Source organism: Rhodanobacter aciditrophus (genome assembly GCF_042679525.1).
GTDB lineage: Bacteria > Pseudomonadota > Gammaproteobacteria > Pseudomonadales > Marinomonadaceae > Marinomonas > Marinomonas aciditrophus.
Genome location: NZ_JBHTMN010000007.1, coordinates 125,823 through 145,441 on the forward strand (window position 1 = coordinate 125,823; position 19,619 = coordinate 145,441).

Here is a 19,619-nt window from a genome sequence, read left to right on the forward strand (position 1 = left end):
CGACAACTCGCTTTTGTGGCTAAGAACAGCATCCTAATGAACGGTTTTTACGCAAAAATCGCCTGAAATATTCCCAAAACACAGGATATCCAATAGACTGACGCTCCGGATTTTCCGCCTGTCTTCTAGAAAACAGCCTGTGGGTATAAAAATGTTCAACAAAATCATTTGTGGGGCCGAAGCAATCTCTACGGTAGTAGGGAAATTTGTCGCTTGGTTCACATTGCTGATGATGCTTCTGACATGCTTCATCGTAGTGGCACGATACGGCTTCGGAATGGGCTCAATCGCCATTCAAGAATCGGTACTTTATCTTCACGCCATGGTCTTCATGCTCGGCGCAGCTTACACTTTTAAAGACGATGAGCACGTCCGCGTTGACGTCTTCTATCGTGAGTTTTCACCTCGCAAAAAAGCTTGGGTAAACATTCTCGGCGGTCTTTTCTTCTTACTGCCTTTCTGTGGCTACACCGCTTATATGAGTATTGATTATGTGGCAGCGTCTTGGCGGGTATTGGAAACATCCCAAGAGCCGGGTGGCTTGCCCTTTATCTACCTACTAAAAACCCTAATCCCAATTATGATGGGCATGCTGATCATCCAAGGCGTTGCCGACATTCTGAAAAACCTGGGCGTTGTCTTGAATACTAAATCTTCGAAGGAGGCGCTCTAAGGTGGCTGAATTCTTACCTTTATGGCTTTTTGCCGGTGTCTGTATCTTCTTGTTGTTCGGTTACCCAGTAGCCTTTTCATTGGGGGGTACGGCCCTACTTTTCGCTGCTGGCGGCGCATTATTTGGCACCTTTGATCCGGTTTTCTTAGAGGCTTTACCTAACCGCTTGTTCGGTATCGTGCGTAATGAGACTCTTATTGCCGTTCCGCTATTCGTGTTGATGGGCGTTTTACTTGAGAAGTCCAAACTGGCTGAACGTCTACTGGACTCCATGGCGATGCTGTTTGGCACCTTACGCGGTGGTCTTGGCATTTCTGTGATTCTAGTGGGCATGTTGATGGCCGCCAGTACGGGTATCGTTGGTGCCACAGTGGTAACCATGGGGATGATCTCCCTACCCACCATGTTGCGCCGTGGTTACGACCCAGCGTTGGCGACTGGCACCATCTGTGCGACCGGCACCTTGGGACAGATTATCCCGCCTTCTATCGCCTTGGTGTTGTTGGGAGACGTTATGTCCAACGCCTTCCAAAAAGCGCAGCTGCAAATGGGGATCTTCTCACCAAAAACCGTTTCCGTAGGTGACCTTTTCGTTGGTGCTCTGATTCCAGGCTTGATCTTGGTAATGCTGTATATTCTTTACGTGGCAACTGTAGCTTGGTTGCAACCTGAGAAAGCACCTGCTGTCCCTAAAGAAGAATTACGCCGCGGTATGGACGACTCGTCCTTATTTCTAGAAGTTGTAAAAGGATTAGTACCACCTCTAGCGCTAATTCTTGCGGTATTAGGTTCTATTCTAGGTGGTTTTGCCACCCCTACTGAAGCCGCAGGTGTGGGTGCCTTAGGTGCAGCGATTTTGGCTTTCGCTTCGGGCAAACTGAATGCTCAAACACTAAAAGACAGCGTGTTTGCGACGGCAAAGGTCACGGGCATGGTGTTCATGATCTTAATCGGTGCTTCCTTGTTCTCCCTTGTGTTCCGCGGCTTTGGCGGTGAAGAACTGATTCATGAGTTCTTTAATCAGCTGCCTGGCGGCGTGGTCAGCGCGGTTATCATCGTCATGTTGGTGATGTTCTTCCTTGGCTTCATTTTGGACTTCATTGAAATCACCTTTGTGGTGGTGCCAATTGTTGCACCTGTGCTACTTGCCATGGGCCTTGACCCAATCTGGCTTGGCATCATGATGGCCATCAACCTACAAACCTCATTCTTAACGCCACCGTTCGGCTTTGCTTTGTTTTACTTACGTGGCGTTGCGCCACCAGAGGTCAAAACTCAGCAGATCTACAAAGGGGTTATCCCATTCATTTTGATCCAGCTGTTCGTACTGATTCTGTTATCCGTATGGCCAGACCTAGCCACTTGGCTACCTGAAAAAGTCTACGCAGACTAATTGGAGGAGATGTTATGAAAGCGATGCAAGTAAACGACTACGGCCCAGCCAGCGATTTAACACTGGTGGACGTTAATAAACCCACGATTAATGCAGACCAGATCCTTGTGCAAATCGGTGCATCTGGCGTCAATCCAGTGGACACTTACATCCGTTCAGGCATCAATAACTACACGGCGTCGTTTCCCCACACTCCGGGGAACGACGGCTCCGGAACGATCGTAGAAGTAGGCAAAAACGTCACCGACTTCCAAGTAGGCCAGCGCGTGTATTTCTCCCGCAACCTAACAGGTTCTGCTGCAGAATACGCTGTGACACTGCCGACTCACACTTTCCCTCTAGCCAATGCCTTAAGCTTTGTTGAAGGTGCCTGCCTAGGCGTACCTTATACAACGGCTCACCGAGCACTATTTGGTCGTGCCCATGCTCAAGCAGGCGATAAAGTCTTAATCCATGGGGCAACAGGCGCTGTGGGGATTGCCGCCGTACAACTTGCTATGGCTTCAGGTATGGACGTGGTCGCATCTGCTGGAACGGTCGAAGGTGCCAATCTGCTGCGTGCACAGGGCGTTCAAACCGTGATCATGCATAACGAAGAGGGCTACTTGTCGCCGTTTCAATCGCTGGATACGGGCTTTGATGTCATTATCGAAATGCTGGCCAACCACAACTTAGACCAAGATTTGAAAGCTTTGGCCTTTGGTGGTCGTGTTGCCGTAATCGGTAACCGTGGCACGGTAGAAATCAACCCGCGGGATTTGATGGCCCGTGATGCGGCGGTCATGGGAGTTGCCCTAGCGAACTGCAAACCTGCAGAGCTTAAGCGTATCGCCCAAGCCATGCTGCCGCTGTTTGAAGCGGGGGTTCTAAAGCCTGTGGTGCGTAAAGAGTACGCTCTAACAGAATTACCTCAAGCCCATGATGACGTTCTCAAAAGTGGCGCTCAGGGGAACCTAGTCGTTCGCGTGAGCGAGTAATCCCTCCTTGGAAGACGCCAAACAAGGCGTCTTCCATTCTCATTTGTACTACTCAACCCCCGCAAAGACCGCTATACTTCTCCTGTAACATTGAACAAAAAGCAGGCAATCTTTTGACTCCTTCTAAATCCGACGTTTTCAGTCTTCCCGAAGTCGCCGACACTCATGATCACGATTATCACCAGCTAGTGGTCGTTCTGGATGGAAACACAGATTTTGATATCGAAGGGAAAGGCGGTAAAAAAATGCAATCCGGTGCAGGATGCATTGTGCCCTCATCTGACGGCCACCAGTTTGTCGGATTAGGGGAAAACCGCATTATGGTGGTGAACCTACCGACACCGCCACAAAAAGCCATTACCGACGAAGAGTACGAGATTGTCTCCCGTTTGTTTGACCAAGCCGCATACTTCCAGCTGAATCCACGTCTACAAGTACTCGCATCAGCCCTATCTGGGGAACTGCAACAGTACCCAGATGACCCTATTTTGGCCCGTGCCTGCGGTAACACGCTACTCAGTGCCATCCGCCATCAACTGAATAACAAAGATGTTCGAGTTCGAGGCAATCAACTGGACATAGAGAAGCTGGATCAATTTATCGAGCTAAACTTGTCACGCCGTGTGCACATCAGTCAATTAGCGAACTTCTGCTTCTTGAGTGTTAGCCAATTCCACGAGCGCTTTAAAGACCGTACTGGGATGACGCCTCACCAGTACCTGATGCGTAAGCGATTAGAACGAGCGCAAGCCCTATTACGGGATGGACATGCTTCCATTCAAGTGGCTGAAATGTGTGGTTTCTCTAGTCAAAGTGCGATGACCAATGCCTTTTCACAAACATTAGGCATTACCCCCCTCAAGTATCAAAAGCAGTTTCGCCCATAAGCGAATATTTCGTGCGTTTTGCACCACTTTTTATCTTTTCGATGTAGTTACGCCCTATTTTGATACCGTTATCACCCTGTTAGCGACAATTAAAAATCTAATCGGATTTTCTTATAAAAAAAACCGATGATTTCGAAAGACCGATTCATCCTCCAGTCACTATAGTGCTCCCATGATCTGACTCTGCACGCCTTGAGTTTTAAGCACTTTTTGCAACACTTAAGACGGCATCTTCAACAACTATTCAAACGGTTCAATTAGAAGCTACGGCTTCTAATTGTCGTGGGAGAATCCGACTATGTTTAACGCGCTAGAGGCTCTAGAGCCGTCCATCCTTGAGCGTCCTTTAAATGAATTGTGGCAGCGTATTTCGCCACTTTACAGCGTCAATGAAGAACAATGGTTAGCTGAGCTATTAAAGCTTGCTGAGCCGTCTGACGCACAGTTAAAAGCCAGTACGGATGCCGCAACGAATCTGATCCAAGAAGTGCGCAAAGACGATGCGTCCATGTCCATGATCGATTCCCTACTGCTTGAATACAGCCTAGATACCAAAGAAGGCATTCTACTGATGTGTCTTGCTGAAGCCTTGATGCGCGTGCCAGACAAAGAAACAGCCGATGCCTTCATTAAGGACCGTCTAAGCGTTGCCGACTGGGCATCCCATGCAAAAAACTCTGATTCTTTCTTCGTCAACGCTTCCACTTGGGGGCTATTGCTGACGGGCAAGATCGTCACCATGGACGAAAACCAAGACGGTACCCCTGCTAACTTGATCAACCGCATGGTCAACCGTGTCTCTGAGCCAGTCATTCGTAAAGCCATGAACCAAGCCATGAAGATCATGGGACATCAGTTCGTCCTAGGTCGCTCCATCAGCGAAGCCCTATCCCGTGGCAAAAGCTACCGTGACAAAGGCTACACCTACTCATTCGACATGTTGGGTGAAGCAGCTCTGACGTCCAGCGATGCAGACAAATACCTAAAATCCTACGAGCAAGCCATCGAGTCTGTTGGCAAAGACACTTACAGCAAGGGTTACCGCCCAACGATTTCGATCAAACTGTCTGCTCTGCACCCACGCTACGAAGTGGGCTGTGAAGAGCGCGTCATGACAGAGTTGTTTGAAAGCGTTAAAGGCCTGATCAGCAAAGCCCGCGCATTGAACGTTGGCATCACCATCGACGCCGAAGAAGCGGATCGCCTTGAACTGTCTTTGCACCTGTTTGAAAAGCTGTTCCGTGACGACGTTACCAAAGGCTGGGGCTTATTTGGTCTAGTGGTACAAGCTTACTCAAAGCGTTGTTTACCGGTTCTGAACTGGCTAGCAGCCCTAGCAAAAGACGTTGGTGACCGAGTACCACTGCGTTTGGTAAAAGGCGCTTACTGGGACTCTGAGATCAAACTTTGCCAACAAAAAGGTCTAAGCGGTTACCCTGTTTACACCCGCAAAGAAGCCACTGACGTGTCGTACTTGGCTTGTGCTAACTTCCTATTGAGCGAACACACTCGCCAGTGGATTTTCCCACAGTTTGCCAGCCACAATGCTCATACTATCGCCACCATCGCCACCATTGCTGACAACCTAGGCGCACAAACCAACGAATACGAATTCCAGCGTTTGCACGGCATGGGCGACGCTCTGTACAACCGCCTTATCAAAGACAAAGACGTATGTGTGCGTATTTACGCACCAGTGGGCAGCCACAAAGACCTGCTTCCATACTTGGTTCGCCGCCTATTAGAAAACGGCGCAAACAGCTCTTTCGTACACCGTTTGGTGGATGCTCGCTGCCCAGTTTCTGAGTTGGTTGATCACCCTGTTACCACTCTGAAAGGCCGTAAAACACTGCACAACCCGCACATCAACCTGCCAAAAGACATGTTTGATGATCGCAAAAACTCCTTCGGGCCGAACATCGAAATCGAATCCGAGTGGACACCTTTCAAAGCCTCTGTGGACGCCTTCATGGGCCAAGAGACCCAGTGGACAGCTTACCCAATTGTTGGTGGTGAACAACTCAACACATCTTCCATTCACGACGTGAACAGCCCTTACGACCATAGCCTGAGCGTTGGTAATGTACATTGGGCAGATAAAGAGATTGTTGATCAAGCCATCGACATTGCAGATAAGGCTTATCCAGAATGGTCGCAAACGCCAGCGTCTGACCGTGCTGCTTGCCTAGAACGCATGGCTGAATTGATGGAAGAAAACTACCCAGAATTAGTTGCGATCTGTCACCGTGAAGCGGGCAAAACCATCCAAGACAGCATCGACGAAGTCCGCGAGGCGGTGGATTTCTGTAACTACTACGCGCAGCAAGTGCGTCAAAATTTCTCTGGCCCTATCACCTACAAAAACTACCTAGGTGAAGAGCAAAAAGTTCAGCTGACTGGCCGTGGCGTCTTCGCTTGTATTAGCCCATGGAACTTCCCATTGGCAATCTTCACAGGCCAAGTCGTTGCCGCGTTAGCAGCAGGCAATACAGTCGTTTGTAAAGCGGCTGAGCAAACGTCTTTGATCGCTTACCGTGCGGTACAAATGCTGCACGAAGCGGGCATTCCGAAAAATGTTTTGCACTTCCTCCCCGGCAACGGTGCCACCATTGGTTCACCGATGACACAAAACAAACGGATTGCTGGCTTAGCGTTCACAGGCTCAACCGGTACCGCGCAACTTATCAACCGCACGCTTGCTGCACGCGGTGTTGCGCCGGTGCCAGTGATTGCTGAAACAGGTGGTCAAAACGCCATGCTGATCGACTCCACTTCGTTACCTGAGCAAGTGGTTCGTGATGCGGTGCGTTCTGCCTTTGCTTCCGCTGGCCAACGTTGTTCTGCCTTGCGTGTCTTGTTTGTTCAAGAAGACATTGCCGACCGCGTTATCCCAATGATCGCCGGCGCCATGAAAGAGCAATCAGTTGGACTTCCGTACTTGCACTCTACTGATGTCGGTCCAGTGATCGATGCGAAAGCCCAAAAAATGTTGCTTGAGCACATCGAAGTCATGAAAAAAGAAGGCAAGCTTATCGGACAATCCGAGTTGCCAGAATGGGCAGAAAAAGGCACTTTCGTAGCGCCAACGGCTTTCGAGATCAGCAGTATCGACCAGCTTAAAGATGAGAAATTTGGTCCTATCATGCACGTGGTTCGCTACAAAGCAAAAGACCTAGACAAGATCATCGACACCATCAACAACTCAGGCTTTGGTCTAACCATGGGGGTCCACAGCCGTAACGAAACCACCTGCGCTCGTATTGCACAACGTGCTCGCGTAGGTAACTTGTACATCAACCGTGACCAAGTGGGTGCCGTGGTAGGTGTACAACCATTTGGTGGTCAGGGCCTATCTGGTACTGGTCCAAAAGCGGGTGGCCCACACTACTTACCTCGCTTTGCTTTTGAGCAACGCGTGTAACGCTCGTCACAGGAGAGACAACATGACAATTGTAAAACCGATTCAGATCCAAGTGGCGAACGACGTGTTAGAAGCTTGGAACAACCTTGGCGTGGTGACCCGCGCCGAGCAACTTAAATCCGCTGCGGAAAAATTCAGCGGCGCCACGCGAAGCATGGCCCTTTGGCAACTGGACAACGCCATCCATGAGATCGGCGAAGCCTTGGTGCTGCCGGGACCGACTGGCGAAAGCAACGTACTGTCCACCCATGGTCGTGGTCCCTTTTTGATTACAGCCCAAGAAGACCAAGCAGACAGTAATCTGCAAACCGCTTTGGTGGGTCAGACCTTCGCAGCACTTGTTGCAGGGAATCCAGTGGTTACAGTGGGGCCAGAAGGCCAAGCCATCATGGATGCGCTTGCGCCGTTTGTCCCAGAAGGTGTGATTCAGAACGTGGCACGCTCTGCGGAAGACTCCTTGATTGAAGCCTTGGACCTGGCGGGTATCGCGACAGTCTGTGACAGTGATCACGCCCAAGTCTTGTACCAGCGTCTTGCAAACAAGACAGGTCTTTTGTGTCAGCTCGTTGAAGAAAACGATGCCCAGACACTGCCGGTGATCAGTGCGCCCCATTATATTTTGCGCTTTGTGACCGAGAAAACCGTGTCCACCAACACCACTGCAATCGGTGGTAACGCTACCTTGCTTGAGCTAGGCAGCAAAGCCGAATAGCCACCCAGGAGGGTAAGCGCCATCGCCTTACCCTACCGCAGGATAGCAAGCCCCCCGCTTGCATCCGTTGCTGGCCCTCTGCCCTAACAGAGGGCCTTTTTTTAAGCTTTTGCCAAACACACTCGATTGCGTCCTAGATGCTTCGCCTGATAGAGGGCCTGATCAACTTGCTTGAGCATGCCATCTAAAGACTTTTTAGCGTTCAATTCCACCACACCAATAGACATGGTGATATTCAGACGCACACCACGGAAAATAAACGGCTGAGTCGGCAGGTAGGCGCGAATGTGCTCGGCAAACTCATGGGCAGCCTCAAGGGAAGTCTGCTCCAACAAAAGATAGAACTCTTCCCCACCAATTCGATAGAGACTCCCCTGATTGGGCAACACACTCTGTAAGGTTTTCACAATGAACTGCAGGGCCTGATCGCCTCCATCATGACCAAATTCGTCATTGATCTGTTTGAAGTGATCGATGTCTATGATTAATAGACTTGGGGATGCCTCTGGTAGGCTTAATTCACGGGCACGCTTTACCGCTATGTCGAATTCACGACGGTTTCCAATCCCCGTCAGCGGATCCGTTAGACTGGCACGCTCCAACTGACGCATAAGCTGGTTACGCTCAGTAATGTTTAACATGGCACCTACTTGGCCGCCTTTATCGCCATTCTTCTTGTAAAATACGGCCTTGTTGAACTCGATCTCAGACTCTTCACCACTGGACGACTTCACCTTGGCTTCGTACACCTGCTTGCCGCCACTCGCTAATAAGTTTTGGTCCGCTTCGTAATAAATATCCGCAAGATGCTTAGGGGCCACATCGTACACAGAGTGGTTCACTATCTTCTCAACCGGTAACCCAATATGCTGACTGAACGCTTGATTACAACCACGGTAGACATGTAACTCGTCTTTAAAAAAGATTGGGATAGGCACTGCATCAATGACGGTTTGCAGCATATGATCGGACTCTTGTGCTGACACACGACTCATATCACGCTGGCTCAACATGAACACAAGACACCCGGCGATACGCTCATGATCTTTTTGGGACTCACACGCCTCAGCCCCAAGGGCCGACCATTTTAATGACGCCTCAAGTGACCAATGCTCAACCAGCATCAGCACACGTCGTGCCCCCACCAAAGGTTGCTCATCATGGGTTAAATCAGAGTCCAGCATGAGCGTCAAAGCCCCCACGGGCACCTCGCTCAAAGCAGAAAAGGCCTGCCAATCAGCAGACCAATTTCCAGAGGTCAAAAGAGGTTTGAGAGACGCCTTCCATGGTGACAATGAAGCAGAGTAGTAAATGGTGGATACAGTCATGGCGTTCTAAGTCTACAGCGTAAGTGTATGAATAATAACCAGTCCGTTTCGATACATCAATTCACGAATCCAGACAATAGCTGACCGATCGGTTAAATATTGGTGCGAAGGGATTTATTTTGCCCCATTATGCGCTCAAACGCCTCCCTGTATAATGATGATGTTAATCCTATAAGTAATTGAAATTTAATAAATTAAAATTAACTTTGCACATTAATTACACCATGGCACCACCTTTGCAACACCTTTAAGATGCCCCAAAAGAAGCCAAAGAGATCCCTTATGAAGCTAAAAAGCCTCTTGTCCGTGAGCTTAATTGCCGCTATTTCACTGCCAGTTATCCTTACCACCCTGCTATTTGCCTATTTTATCAAGTCAGACCTGACCCAAAAGGTAACAGAGACAGACTTGCCGACGGCATTAGGAGAGGTTAAAAATGCGATTGAGCTGGAGCTTAGCCGCTCTATTTTGCCGTCTCACGGTATCAGCCAGAATACTTTCATTACGGATTGGATCGCCTCCGGAGAGCCACAAAACGGACTGCCCGCGGTACAACGTTATTTAACCCAAGTGAACCGTACCAATAACGGCTTAACCGCCTTCATCGTGTCTGGACAAACAGGCCATTATTACACCCAAGATGGATTGGTTCGCACCTTAGGCGCTTCCGACACTTGGTTCGATGCGTTTATCAATTCTAATGCTCCCTATGAGCTCAGCATCGATACTGATAAAAACTTAGACACGGTAGCAGTTTTCACCAATTACGCCGTAACAGTTAAGGGGAAACGGGTCGCCTTGGCGGGCATCGGCAAGTCCCTAGATGCCATGAGTAAAATGATCCAACAATACCAAATCGCTGAATCTGGCATCGTCTTTTTAGTGGATGCCAAAGGCGAAATTAAGGTTCACCCGGACAAAAGCAAAGTCGGTAATACCTTCCCCCTCACTGGCCTTATTGATCAGGTTCAGACAGTTTCTAAAGATGGTATTGAGATTGTGGAGTCCGCCACTAAACTGGATTCCCTTGATTGGTATGTGGTCACAGAAGTGCCAGCGAAAGAGCTATTTGGCAGTATCCAATCCGCCATTATGTTTAATGCAGGGGTAGGTGCTGTGATCGTACTATTTGGCTTGTTAGGCGTTCGGTTCCTATCAAACGTGATATTCAAACCCGTAGAAAGCATCACCCATGCCGTGACTCAATTAAACGATCAGGATGGCGACCTGACCGCACGATTAAACATCAAAGAAAATCACGAAATAGGAGTCTTAGCACGGGAATTTGACCGCTTTATCGCGCAAATTCACGACATGCTAAAGCAGGTGTCTAATACATCCGAGCGAGTTCGAGAAACCTCTCACCATGTGTATCACAACATTAATACCGCCCACGATTTGAGTGACCGACAATCCCATAGCACCACCTCTGTTGCAGCGGCCGCCAGTGAGATGGAAATGACCATCAAAGATATCTCAGAAAACGCAGAATCAGCCTCCTCTGCCGCTAACACCACGGATCAGGCGGCACGGGAAGGTATGCGTTTCTTAAGCGCGACCATCGAGCAAATGCAGACCTTAGAAGCCATGATGGGCGATTCGGTCAACAACGTAAACGAGCTGTCCCTTGAGATTCAGTCCATCACCCAAGTATTGGATGTGATCAGGGGGATTTCAGAGCAAACCAATCTACTTGCCCTGAACGCAGCCATTGAAGCAGCCCGAGCGGGTGAGCAAGGTCGAGGGTTCGCGGTGGTTGCGGACGAAGTTCGAACTCTGGCTCAACGAACAGCCGAATCGACTCAAGAAATTGACAAGATGATTGAGACCCTTAAATCCAAAGCAGAACAAACGGTTAAAACCATTAATGCAGGCAGCCAAAGCACCCAGGAAACCTCTACTCGCCTAAGGGAAACCGGTGCCACCCTAAAAGACATTACCACCGAGGTGGAAAAAGTCTCTGAAATGAGCCATCAAGTGGCGACAGCCACCCGAGAACAGGCCAATGCAACGGAAGAAATTACCCGCAACATTGTGATCATTTCAGATACCTCCAACGACACCATGAGCAGCATGAAAGCGTCTTATCAGCTATGTAACGAGTTAGACGAACACGCCGCCTCACTCACCAAAGCAGTGAACCATTTCACACTCTAAAGCGAGCTCAATAGCACAAAAAAGCCCCGCTCAATGGCGGGGCTTTTTGGGCGCGTTAACGGGCCTTAATTATTCAGCGTCACGGGCGTTAATGTAGGCACGCTCAGACACTTCATGCCAATCAGACACCTTGCTTAGGAAGGCTTTGAAAGACTCGTACACTTTGGCACTCATTTCGTCGTTTGCAGCAACCCCTTCAAGGGTTTCTTGAGAAGCCTGTTTCAGTGCTTTCAAGACGTCCGCAGGGAATGGACGAAGATCCACGTTGTGTTCGTTTACAAGGGTTTGCAAGGCGTCATTGTTCAACGCTGTAAACTCATCCAACATGTCTTGAGTCGCTTGGCGTGATGCCGCTTTCACGATGGCCTGTAGGTCTTTTGGTAGGGCTTCATATGCTGTTTTGTTCACCAAAAGCTCCATTTCGGAACCTGGCTCATGCCAACCTGGGTAGTAGTAGTATTTGGCCGCTTTGTACAAACCAAATGCTAGGTCGTTGTAAGGGCCCACCCATTCTGTCGCATCAATGGTACCGGTTTGTAGCGCTGTGAAGATCTCACCACCAGGCAAGTTAATTGGGGAACCGCCTAGTTTTTCGAGTACTTCACCCCCTAGACCAGGAATCCGCATTTTTAGACCGTTGAAGTCTTCAAGAGAGTTGATCTCTTTGTTGAACCAACCGCCCATCTGCACGCCCGTGTTACCCGCTGTGAGAGGGATCAAGTTGAAAGGCTCGTAGACTTCTTGCCATAGGGCCATACCGCCACCATGGTAGATCCAAGAGTTGATTTCTTGAGCGGTCATGCCGAATGGCACCGCAGTGAAGAATTGCGCGGCAGGCGCTTTACCTTTCCAGTAATAGGCTGCCCCATGGCCAAGCTCGGCGGTACCACGAGACACTGCGTCAAATACCTCTAGAGGAGGCACTAGCTCGCCCGCTGCGTACACTTTCACTTTCAAACGACCGCCGGACATTTCTGTCACACTGTTGGCGAAGTTTTCAGCGCCGGTACCAAGACCTGGGAAGTTTTTCGGCCAAGTGGTGACCATCTTCCATTCAATGGTTTTTGGCGCAGCTTGTTCTGCTGCAGCCGTCTTATTTTCTTCTGCCTTGTCAGAGCCGCCACAAGCGACTAACGACGCAGCCGTCACACCAGCAAGCATCCACTTGCCCCATGATTTCGCATTTATCATTTTGTTATCCCTCAGAAAACCAGTAGCTTTATTCTTTTTATCAGTTCAGGACTGAGATTGCGGCAGAGCGGTGGACGCCTCTGCACCGTTTAAGGCGTTTTGCCCCTCGGATAACTAAGATACTAAGCTCTGGATAAGGATTGCTCAACACTCCTAGACTAATTGGTTATAAAAAAGCCCCACTACTTTGCAGTAGCGGGGCTTAAATTGGATATTCAGTGTCGCTTAGGGGTTAATTTCCTGCGCGAGCATTGATGATGGCGCGTTCAGAGATGTCACTCCATTTCATCACATTTTCTTTAAATTGCTTCTGTGACTCGTAGACCTTTTGGCTCATTGGGTCCTGAGCAGCAACTTTCTCTAATACCACGTCGGACGCTTCGCGGAATTCTGCTAGAACATCATCTGGGTAACGCTTTAAGGTCACCCCATGATCATTGATCAGGGTCTCTAGAGCGGCGTAGTTCTTCGCGGTGAATTCGTCCAAGATCTGAGAGTTAGCCTGACGAGCTGCCGCACGAACAATTAACTGAAGGTCCTCTGGTAAGGCATTAAACGCATCTTTGTTGATGATGGTTTCAAGGGCCGAGCCCGGTTCCTGCCAACCTGGGTAGTAGTAGTATTTTGCCGCTTTGTAGATACCAAACGCTAGATCATTGTAAGGGCCTACGAATTCTGTCGCGTCGATGGTGCCCGTTTGTAGCGCGGTAAACATTTCGCTACCAGGCATGTTAACAACGGTTACGCCTGCCTCGGCGAGTACTTCACCACCAAGACCCGGCATACGCATTTTCAAACCATTTAGATCGGCTACAGAGTTGATTTCTTTGTTAAACCAACCGCCCATTTGTGTGCCTGAATTACCGGCTGCCATAGGGATGACGTTAAAGGGAGCATACACTTCTTCCCATAGCTCAAGACCGCCACCCACGTGCAACCAAGCGTTCATTTCTTGGGCCGTCAAACCAAATGGCGTAGTGGTAAAGAACTGAGCCGCAGGTACTTTGCCTTTCCAATAGTAAGAAGCGGCGTGACCGATCTCCGCTGTGCCACGAGATACGGCATCAAAGGCTTCTAGTGCCGGCACTAATTCCCCCGCTGCGTACAATTTCACTTTGATACGACCACCAGACATAGCCGTGATATTGTCTGCTAAATACTGGGCTCCGGTGCCTAAGGCTGGAAAATTCTTCGGCCAAGTGGTGACCATTTTCCATTCAAATGTTTCTTGCTTCGGCGCCTCTGCTGCGGCCGCAGTATCATTACTTTTTTCTTCACCGCCACCACAGGCAACCAGTGATAGAGAAAGCAAACCGGCCAACGCCCATTTGCTGAAATTCGCTAGGTTTTGCATTGTTTTCCTCAGGAAGCTTGTTACATCACGGCCACATTTTGTCGCCATACAATCAACACAGCCTTCTTGTGAAAGACTGCCATCGCGGCGAATACAACAAACCTAATCGTCAAAGGTACTCCCACGCTGGGGCCATGATTGGTCATGGCGCGGGAATGGTATGATGGATACTTGACCAACTCAATGAAAATCTGACCATGTTCATAGGAAGGATTTAAATAATCAGGCACATCAGATTAACCATAAAAAAGCCCCGCAACCATATGGCTGCGGGGCTTTTATTAACTGGATTTACTCTGGGAGGAAATCTTCTAATCAGTCACCTGCACGGGCATTGATGATGGCACGCTCAGAGATATCGCTCCACTTCATCACATTTTCTTTAAATTGCTTCTGTGACTCGTAGACCTTTTGGCTCATAGGGTCGTTCGCTGCAACCTTATCCAATACCACTTCGGACGCTTCGCGGAATTCCGCTAATACGTCATCTGGGTAGCGTTTCAAGATGACGCCGTGGTCATTGATCAAGGTTTCTAGAGCTTGATAGTTCTTCGCTGTGTACTCATCCAAAATCTCAGAGTTGGTCTGACGCGCTGCTGCACGAACGATCAACTGAAGATCTTCAGGAAGCGCCTCGAAAGCGTCCTTATTGATGAAGGTTTCCACTGCAGAGCCTGGCTCCTGCCAACCTGGGTAGTAGTAGTATTTCGCCGCTTTGTAGATACCAAACGCAAGGTCATTGTATGGGCCTACGAATTCTGTCGCGTCGATGGTGCCTGTTTGTAAGGCGGTAAACATTTCACTGCCCGGCATGTTGACCACAGTAACACCTGCTTCGGCTAGCACTTCACCGCCAAGACCTGGCATACGCATTTTTAGGCCGCTTAGGTCGGCTACAGAATTGATCTCTTTGTTAAACCAACCACCCATTTGCGTGCCAGTGTTACCGGCTGCCATAGGGATGATGTTGAAAGGTGCATACACTTCTTCCCATAGCTCAAGACCGCCGCCCACATGCAACCAAGCGTTCATTTCCTGTGCGGTTAAACCAAACGGTGTGGTGGTAAAGAACTGTGCCGCTGGCACCTTACCTTTCCAGTAGTAAGAAGCGGCGTGACCGATCTCTGCTGTGCCACGAGACACGGCGTCAAAGGCTTCTAGGGCAGGTACTAATTCGCCTGCAGCGTAGACTTTCACCTTGATGCGGCCACCCGACATAGCGGTAATGTTGTTCGCTAGGTTTTCAGCACCGGTACCCAGAGCTGGGAAGTTTTTTGGCCAAGTGGTGACCATTTTCCATTCGAATGTTTCTTGCTTCGGCGCGTCTGCTGCGGCCGCAGTGTCATTACTTTTTTCTTCACCGCCGCCACAGGCAACCAGTGATAGAGAAAGCAAACCGGCCAACGCCCATTTGCTGAAATTTGCTAAATTTTGCATTTCTGTCCTCGGAAAGCTCGTTACGTCTGAACCGCATCATGCGGTCAGAAAATCAGTACAGCCTTCTCGTGAAAGACTGCCACAGTGGCGAATACAGAAACAAAGATGTCTTGGGATTCCCACTCTGAGGCCATGATCGGTCATGGCGCCAGAATGGTATGATGGATACTTGATCAACTCAATTAAATTCTAAGCAAGTGATCAAGAAACGTCTGCATATTGAAGGTTAGAAAGGTGCCGTGTAATGCCAACGCTGGCGCGCGCCACTGTCCGCAGACTCCATGGCCAACTCCATAGCATATACCAGCTCACAGGCGTTGTTTTGTGAGACAGGCGCTTCTCCCCGACCCTCAATGGCATCTGTCAGCTGCTGGTAGAAATTCAAATACTGTCCGGCAGCAATGGACTCTTCCTGAGCTGGCTGAATCTCATCTTGGGTCGGTGCGCGGTAACACAACGCCCGCTGGGGAGTCCCGGCATAATCCTCTTGATCAGGTAATTGCCCAGCCCGAAGGGCATCTTCTTGTGCATCTAGGCCAAAGCATTGCCACGAGCCTTGGGTGAAGCGCCCATTGAAACGTCGCATTTCCCCCGCTTCAAACGGTGTCGACCCTAGACGAACGCGTGTTTTGCCATAGCCAAGTTCCAGCTCAAACCAATCATGGACATTCCCCCCTTTTCGAAGTGTATCCACACTGGCGTGTATCCAGTCAGGTGTTCCCATTAAAGCCAAAACCTGATCGAAAATATGAGGGCCAAGATCCCAGAAGATCCCAGTCCCTACCCCAGGTTGCTCACGCCAGCGCTCCTGAACCACAGGGCGGAAACGGTCAAAACGACTGTCTAGGTGCTTTAACTCACCTAGTTCGCCGGATTCAACTAAGGCTTTAAGGCGTAAGAAATCGCCATCGAAACGGCGGTTTTGATACACAGTGAACACCTTGCCCTGCTCATTGGCCAAGCGACATAAGGCTTCGATTTGCCCTAGCTGGGTTACGGAAGGCTTTTCCAGCAAAACATGCTTACCGGACTCTAATGCCAGCTTAGCTTGGGGAAAGTGCAGCTCATTGGGCGTGGTAATCACCACCAAATCCAATTCATCACTGGTCAGCATGGCATCAGCGTCTGTCACCACCTGCACATCCGGCCAACGCTCCAGTACCGCTTCTCGCTGAGAGGTACAAATTTGTGACAGTGTCATACCAGCTTGCTTAGCAATAAAAGGGGCATGAAAAACCCGACCAGATAAGCCAAATCCTACTATTCCGACACGTATCGACATCTTTGTTACCTCTTCATTATCCGTAAAAGACAGCCTTCATTATGGATTTACTTTGAGTTCAAATCAAATTCACCCTTTTAAAGCACTTCCAATTTCGCAAACGACAACACCAACCATTTGGTGCCTGCCTCGTCAAAGTTCACCTGTACCCGCGCTTGGGGCCCTTGGCCTTCGTAGTTCACCACCAAACCTTCGCCAAAGATAGGATGCTTCACCCGATCCCCCATGGAGACGTTAGTCTCAGGCACCGTGTGTCCTTGAAGAATGTTTTGGTTTTGGCGCTGTACCGAAGCGGAGTAATCTGGACGCTGTAAGGACACAGGGCGCGCTACTTGGGAACGCAAGCGCACTTCTTCAAGACACTCTTGAGGAATCTCACGAATAAAGCGTGACGGGCTGTTGAATGACTCAGAACCATACAAGCGGCGGGATTCCGCGTAGGTGATGTAGAGTTTCTGCATGGCACGGGTAATGCCTACGTAACACAGGCGACGCTCTTCTTCTAACCGCCCCGGTTCCTCAAAAGACATACGACTAGGGAACAGGTTCTCCTCTACCCCAGTTAAAAACACCAGAGGGAACTCCAAACCTTTAGCAGAGTGCAAGGTCATCAGCTGTACTGAGTCTTGATATTCATCCGCTTGGGCTTCCCCTGCATCCAACACAGCTTGATCTAAAAACGCCATCATCGGCGAGCTGAACTCTTCGTCCGCTTCAAGCCAGTTAAAGCCGCTGGCAGCATTCACCAGCTCTTTTAAGTTCTCTACTCGCGCTTCCCCTTTCTCACCTTTTTCTTTTTCGTGATAAGGAATTAAGCCTGCTTCTTCAATGATTTGGTCAAAGATGTCCCCTAACCCTAGGTCAGGGTTTTGTAACGTAGAAGCCATGCCTTGGATCAATTGCATAAAGCCTTTGATGGCGTTGGCTGCCCGAGCAGGCATCAAACCATGGGTAACGATTTGATCCGCCGCTTGCCACATGGAGCAGCCTTGATCCCTTGCCAGCTCTCGGATCGTGCCGATACTACGCTCACCAATACCACGGGTAGGCACGTTAATTACGCGCTCCATAGCACCATCATCATTAGGATCAATTGCCAAGCGTGCATAGGCCAGAGCATTTTTGATCTCTAGGCGGTCGTAGAATCTGTGTCCACCATAAATACGGTAAGCAATCTGTTCCCTAACTAGGCATTCTTCTACTACTCGAGACTGGGCATTTGAGCGATACAAAATCGCCATGTCCGCTAGAGCAGTGCCGTCATCTCGCCATTTTTTGATGATGTCGATGATAAAGCGTGCTTCGTCTTGCTCATTAAATCCTGCATAAACGGAGATGGGCTCACCATCGCCACTGTCTGTCCAAAGCTCTTTACCAAGACGATCATCATTGTTGCTGATCAAGCCATTGGCTGCTTTTAGAATGAACCCTGTGGAGCGGTAGTTTTGCTCTAGGCGAATCGTATGTACATCATTGAAATGCTTAGGGAAATTTTGGATGTTTTCGATCTTCGCCCCACGCCAGCCATAAATTGACTGATCATCATCACCCACCGCGGTGATGGTGCCACTTTCCCCAACCATAAGACGTAGCCAAGCGTATTGGATGGTGTTGGTATCCTGAAACTCGTCCACCAACACATGCATGAAGCGCTGCTGGTAATGCTTCAGCAAAGCTGGCGTGGTCAACATTAACTCATGGGCACGCAACAGCAGCTCACCAAAGTCTAATAGACCGTTTTTCTCGCAGGCTTCTTCGTAGTGGTAATACATCTCCCGCATCCCACGGGAAAAGGGATCATGACTGTCTGGTACATGGGCCGCACGACGACCTTCGTCTTTTTGAGCGTTAATAAACCAACAAACTTGCTTTGGCGGCCAGCGGGTTTCGTCAATGCTCAGCTCGCGCATGATGCGCTTTACTAAACGTTGCTGATCATCGCTGTCCATAATTTGGAAGTTTTCTTTCAGGCCCGCATCGCGCCAATGGGCACGCAGTAAGCGGTGTGCCAAACCATGGAAGGTGCCAACCCACATACCCTGGGGAGGAACGCCCACTAGCTCCTCGATACGACCTTGCATTTCTCGGGCGGCCTTGTTGGTAAAGGTCACCGCCATCAAGCTGTAGGGAGACAGCTCATAAGCATGCATCAGCCATGCAATCCGGTGCACCAATACTCGTGTTTTACCTGATCCGGCCCCCGCCAGCACTAAGCTGTTTTGTAAGGGTGCGGCCACTGCTTCTCGCTGCTTGTCATTCAACGCATCGAGAATAAAAGAAACATCCATTCGAGCCCGCCAATTAAAATTTCATTAAAAATAGGTTGATTTTTGACCAGTTTTGCGTTTTTTATACAACTGAAGTCTTGATGCAGTCTATTTTGACTTTTTTCACCTGTCGATGACAGTGATCTGTGCATTTCTGTTGTCGAAATGGACCGAGAGGAAAAAAAGATGAGTACCGCAGTGGAAACCATTTCTGAAGTTAAAACTGATTTACTACATGCTTCCATCAGCCTCAAGAAAGAGGAAAACGAGCGAAATCAAAAGGAAGACAGTGCCCGCATGCTGAAAGCACGTCGCGCCATTGAGTCTTACCTAGAAGAAAAACGTTTGAGTAAAGCCATCTCAGACGGCTGGGACGAATAACTCCCGCCACTTTATCCTATCGCCTTGCTCCCCTTGTCAGGGCGATACACCTTCCAAGTCCTCACGGCCTTTAGCGCGTGAACAGAGCCCCTTACCCCCTAAAGAAATCACCATTTCATGGCATTTGGTCAATTGATCTGTCTTTTGGGCGGATTCGCT

General features: G+C 49.4%; 14 protein-coding genes. 8 read left to right on the forward strand and 6 right to left on the reverse strand.

Features of this window, described 5'->3' with window-relative positions; translation table 11 throughout:
* Positions 1–151 precede the first annotated feature (151 nt).
* From ACFQ45_RS05960 to ACFQ45_RS05985, 6 genes are all read left to right on the forward strand, one after another.
* Complete coding sequence (locus tag ACFQ45_RS05960) at positions 152–673, forward strand: TRAP transporter small permease subunit (protein ID WP_377366078.1); 522 nt, start codon at positions 152–154, stop codon at positions 671–673.
* Between the two features lies 1 nt (position 674).
* On the forward strand, positions 675–2,066 hold the full coding sequence (locus ACFQ45_RS05965; RefSeq protein WP_377366079.1) for a TRAP transporter large permease: 1,392 nt from the start codon (positions 675–677) through the stop codon (positions 2,064–2,066).
* A gap of 14 nt (positions 2,067–2,080) precedes the next feature.
* Positions 2,081–3,043 carry an NADPH:quinone reductase gene (locus ACFQ45_RS05970; RefSeq protein WP_377366080.1) on the forward strand — a complete coding sequence of 321 codons (963 nt, stop codon included), beginning with the start codon at positions 2,081–2,083 and terminating at the stop codon, positions 3,041–3,043.
* 113 nt (positions 3,044–3,156) lie between these two features.
* Positions 3,157–3,930, forward strand: coding sequence for a helix-turn-helix domain-containing protein (locus tag ACFQ45_RS05975; RefSeq protein WP_377366081.1), 774 nt, complete (start codon positions 3,157–3,159; stop codon positions 3,928–3,930).
* A 298-nt stretch (positions 3,931–4,228) separates the two neighbouring features.
* On the forward strand, positions 4,229–7,351 hold the full coding sequence (gene putA, locus ACFQ45_RS05980; RefSeq protein ID WP_377366082.1) for a bifunctional proline dehydrogenase/L-glutamate gamma-semialdehyde dehydrogenase PutA: 3,123 nt from the start codon (positions 4,229–4,231) through the stop codon (positions 7,349–7,351).
* 22 nt (positions 7,352–7,373) lie between these two features.
* Positions 7,374–8,063: a hypothetical protein gene (locus tag ACFQ45_RS05985; RefSeq protein WP_377366083.1), complete on the forward strand. Its 690-nt coding sequence runs from the start codon at positions 7,374–7,376 to the stop codon at positions 8,061–8,063.
* A gap of 101 nt (positions 8,064–8,164) precedes the next feature.
* Here ACFQ45_RS05985 and ACFQ45_RS05990 read toward each other — a convergent pair whose 3' ends face one another.
* On the reverse strand, positions 8,165–9,391 hold the full coding sequence (locus ACFQ45_RS05990; protein WP_377366084.1) for a sensor domain-containing diguanylate cyclase: 1,227 nt from the start codon (positions 9,389–9,391) through the stop codon (positions 8,165–8,167).
* Between the two features lie 282 nt (positions 9,392–9,673).
* On the opposite strand from ACFQ45_RS05990, the gene ACFQ45_RS05995 reads away from it, so the two are divergent.
* A complete protein-coding gene (locus ACFQ45_RS05995; RefSeq protein WP_377366085.1) occupies positions 9,674–11,548 on the forward strand; it encodes a methyl-accepting chemotaxis protein in 1,875 nt (624 codons plus the stop codon).
* A gap of 69 nt (positions 11,549–11,617) precedes the next feature.
* On the opposite strand, the gene ACFQ45_RS06000 is transcribed toward ACFQ45_RS05995, so the two are convergent.
* The 5 genes from ACFQ45_RS06000 to uvrD form a co-directional block, all read right to left on the reverse strand.
* Positions 11,618–12,739 carry a TRAP transporter substrate-binding protein gene (locus ACFQ45_RS06000; protein ID WP_377366086.1) on the reverse strand — a complete coding sequence of 374 codons (1,122 nt, stop codon included), beginning with the start codon at positions 12,737–12,739 and terminating at the stop codon, positions 11,618–11,620.
* A gap of 232 nt (positions 12,740–12,971) precedes the next feature.
* A complete protein-coding gene (locus ACFQ45_RS06005; RefSeq protein ID WP_377366087.1) occupies positions 12,972–14,093 on the reverse strand; it encodes a TRAP transporter substrate-binding protein in 1,122 nt (373 codons plus the stop codon).
* A 315-nt stretch (positions 14,094–14,408) separates the two neighbouring features.
* On the reverse strand, positions 14,409–15,530 hold the full coding sequence (locus tag ACFQ45_RS06010) for a TRAP transporter substrate-binding protein (RefSeq protein ID WP_377366088.1): 1,122 nt from the start codon (positions 15,528–15,530) through the stop codon (positions 14,409–14,411).
* Positions 15,531–15,756: 226 nt separating this feature from the next.
* A complete protein-coding gene (locus ACFQ45_RS06015; RefSeq protein ID WP_377366089.1) occupies positions 15,757–16,812 on the reverse strand; it encodes a Gfo/Idh/MocA family oxidoreductase in 1,056 nt (351 codons plus the stop codon).
* 77 nt (positions 16,813–16,889) lie between these two features.
* Entirely contained in the window at positions 16,890–19,100 is a 2,211-nt protein-coding gene (gene uvrD / locus ACFQ45_RS06020; protein ID WP_377366090.1) for a DNA helicase II, read from the reverse strand.
* Positions 19,101–19,265: 165 nt separating this feature from the next.
* Between uvrD and ACFQ45_RS06025 the strand changes: the two genes are divergently transcribed.
* A complete protein-coding gene (locus ACFQ45_RS06025; RefSeq protein ID WP_377366091.1) occupies positions 19,266–19,460 on the forward strand; it encodes a PA3496 family putative envelope integrity protein in 195 nt (64 codons plus the stop codon).
* Positions 19,461–19,619: the final 159 nt, after the last annotated feature.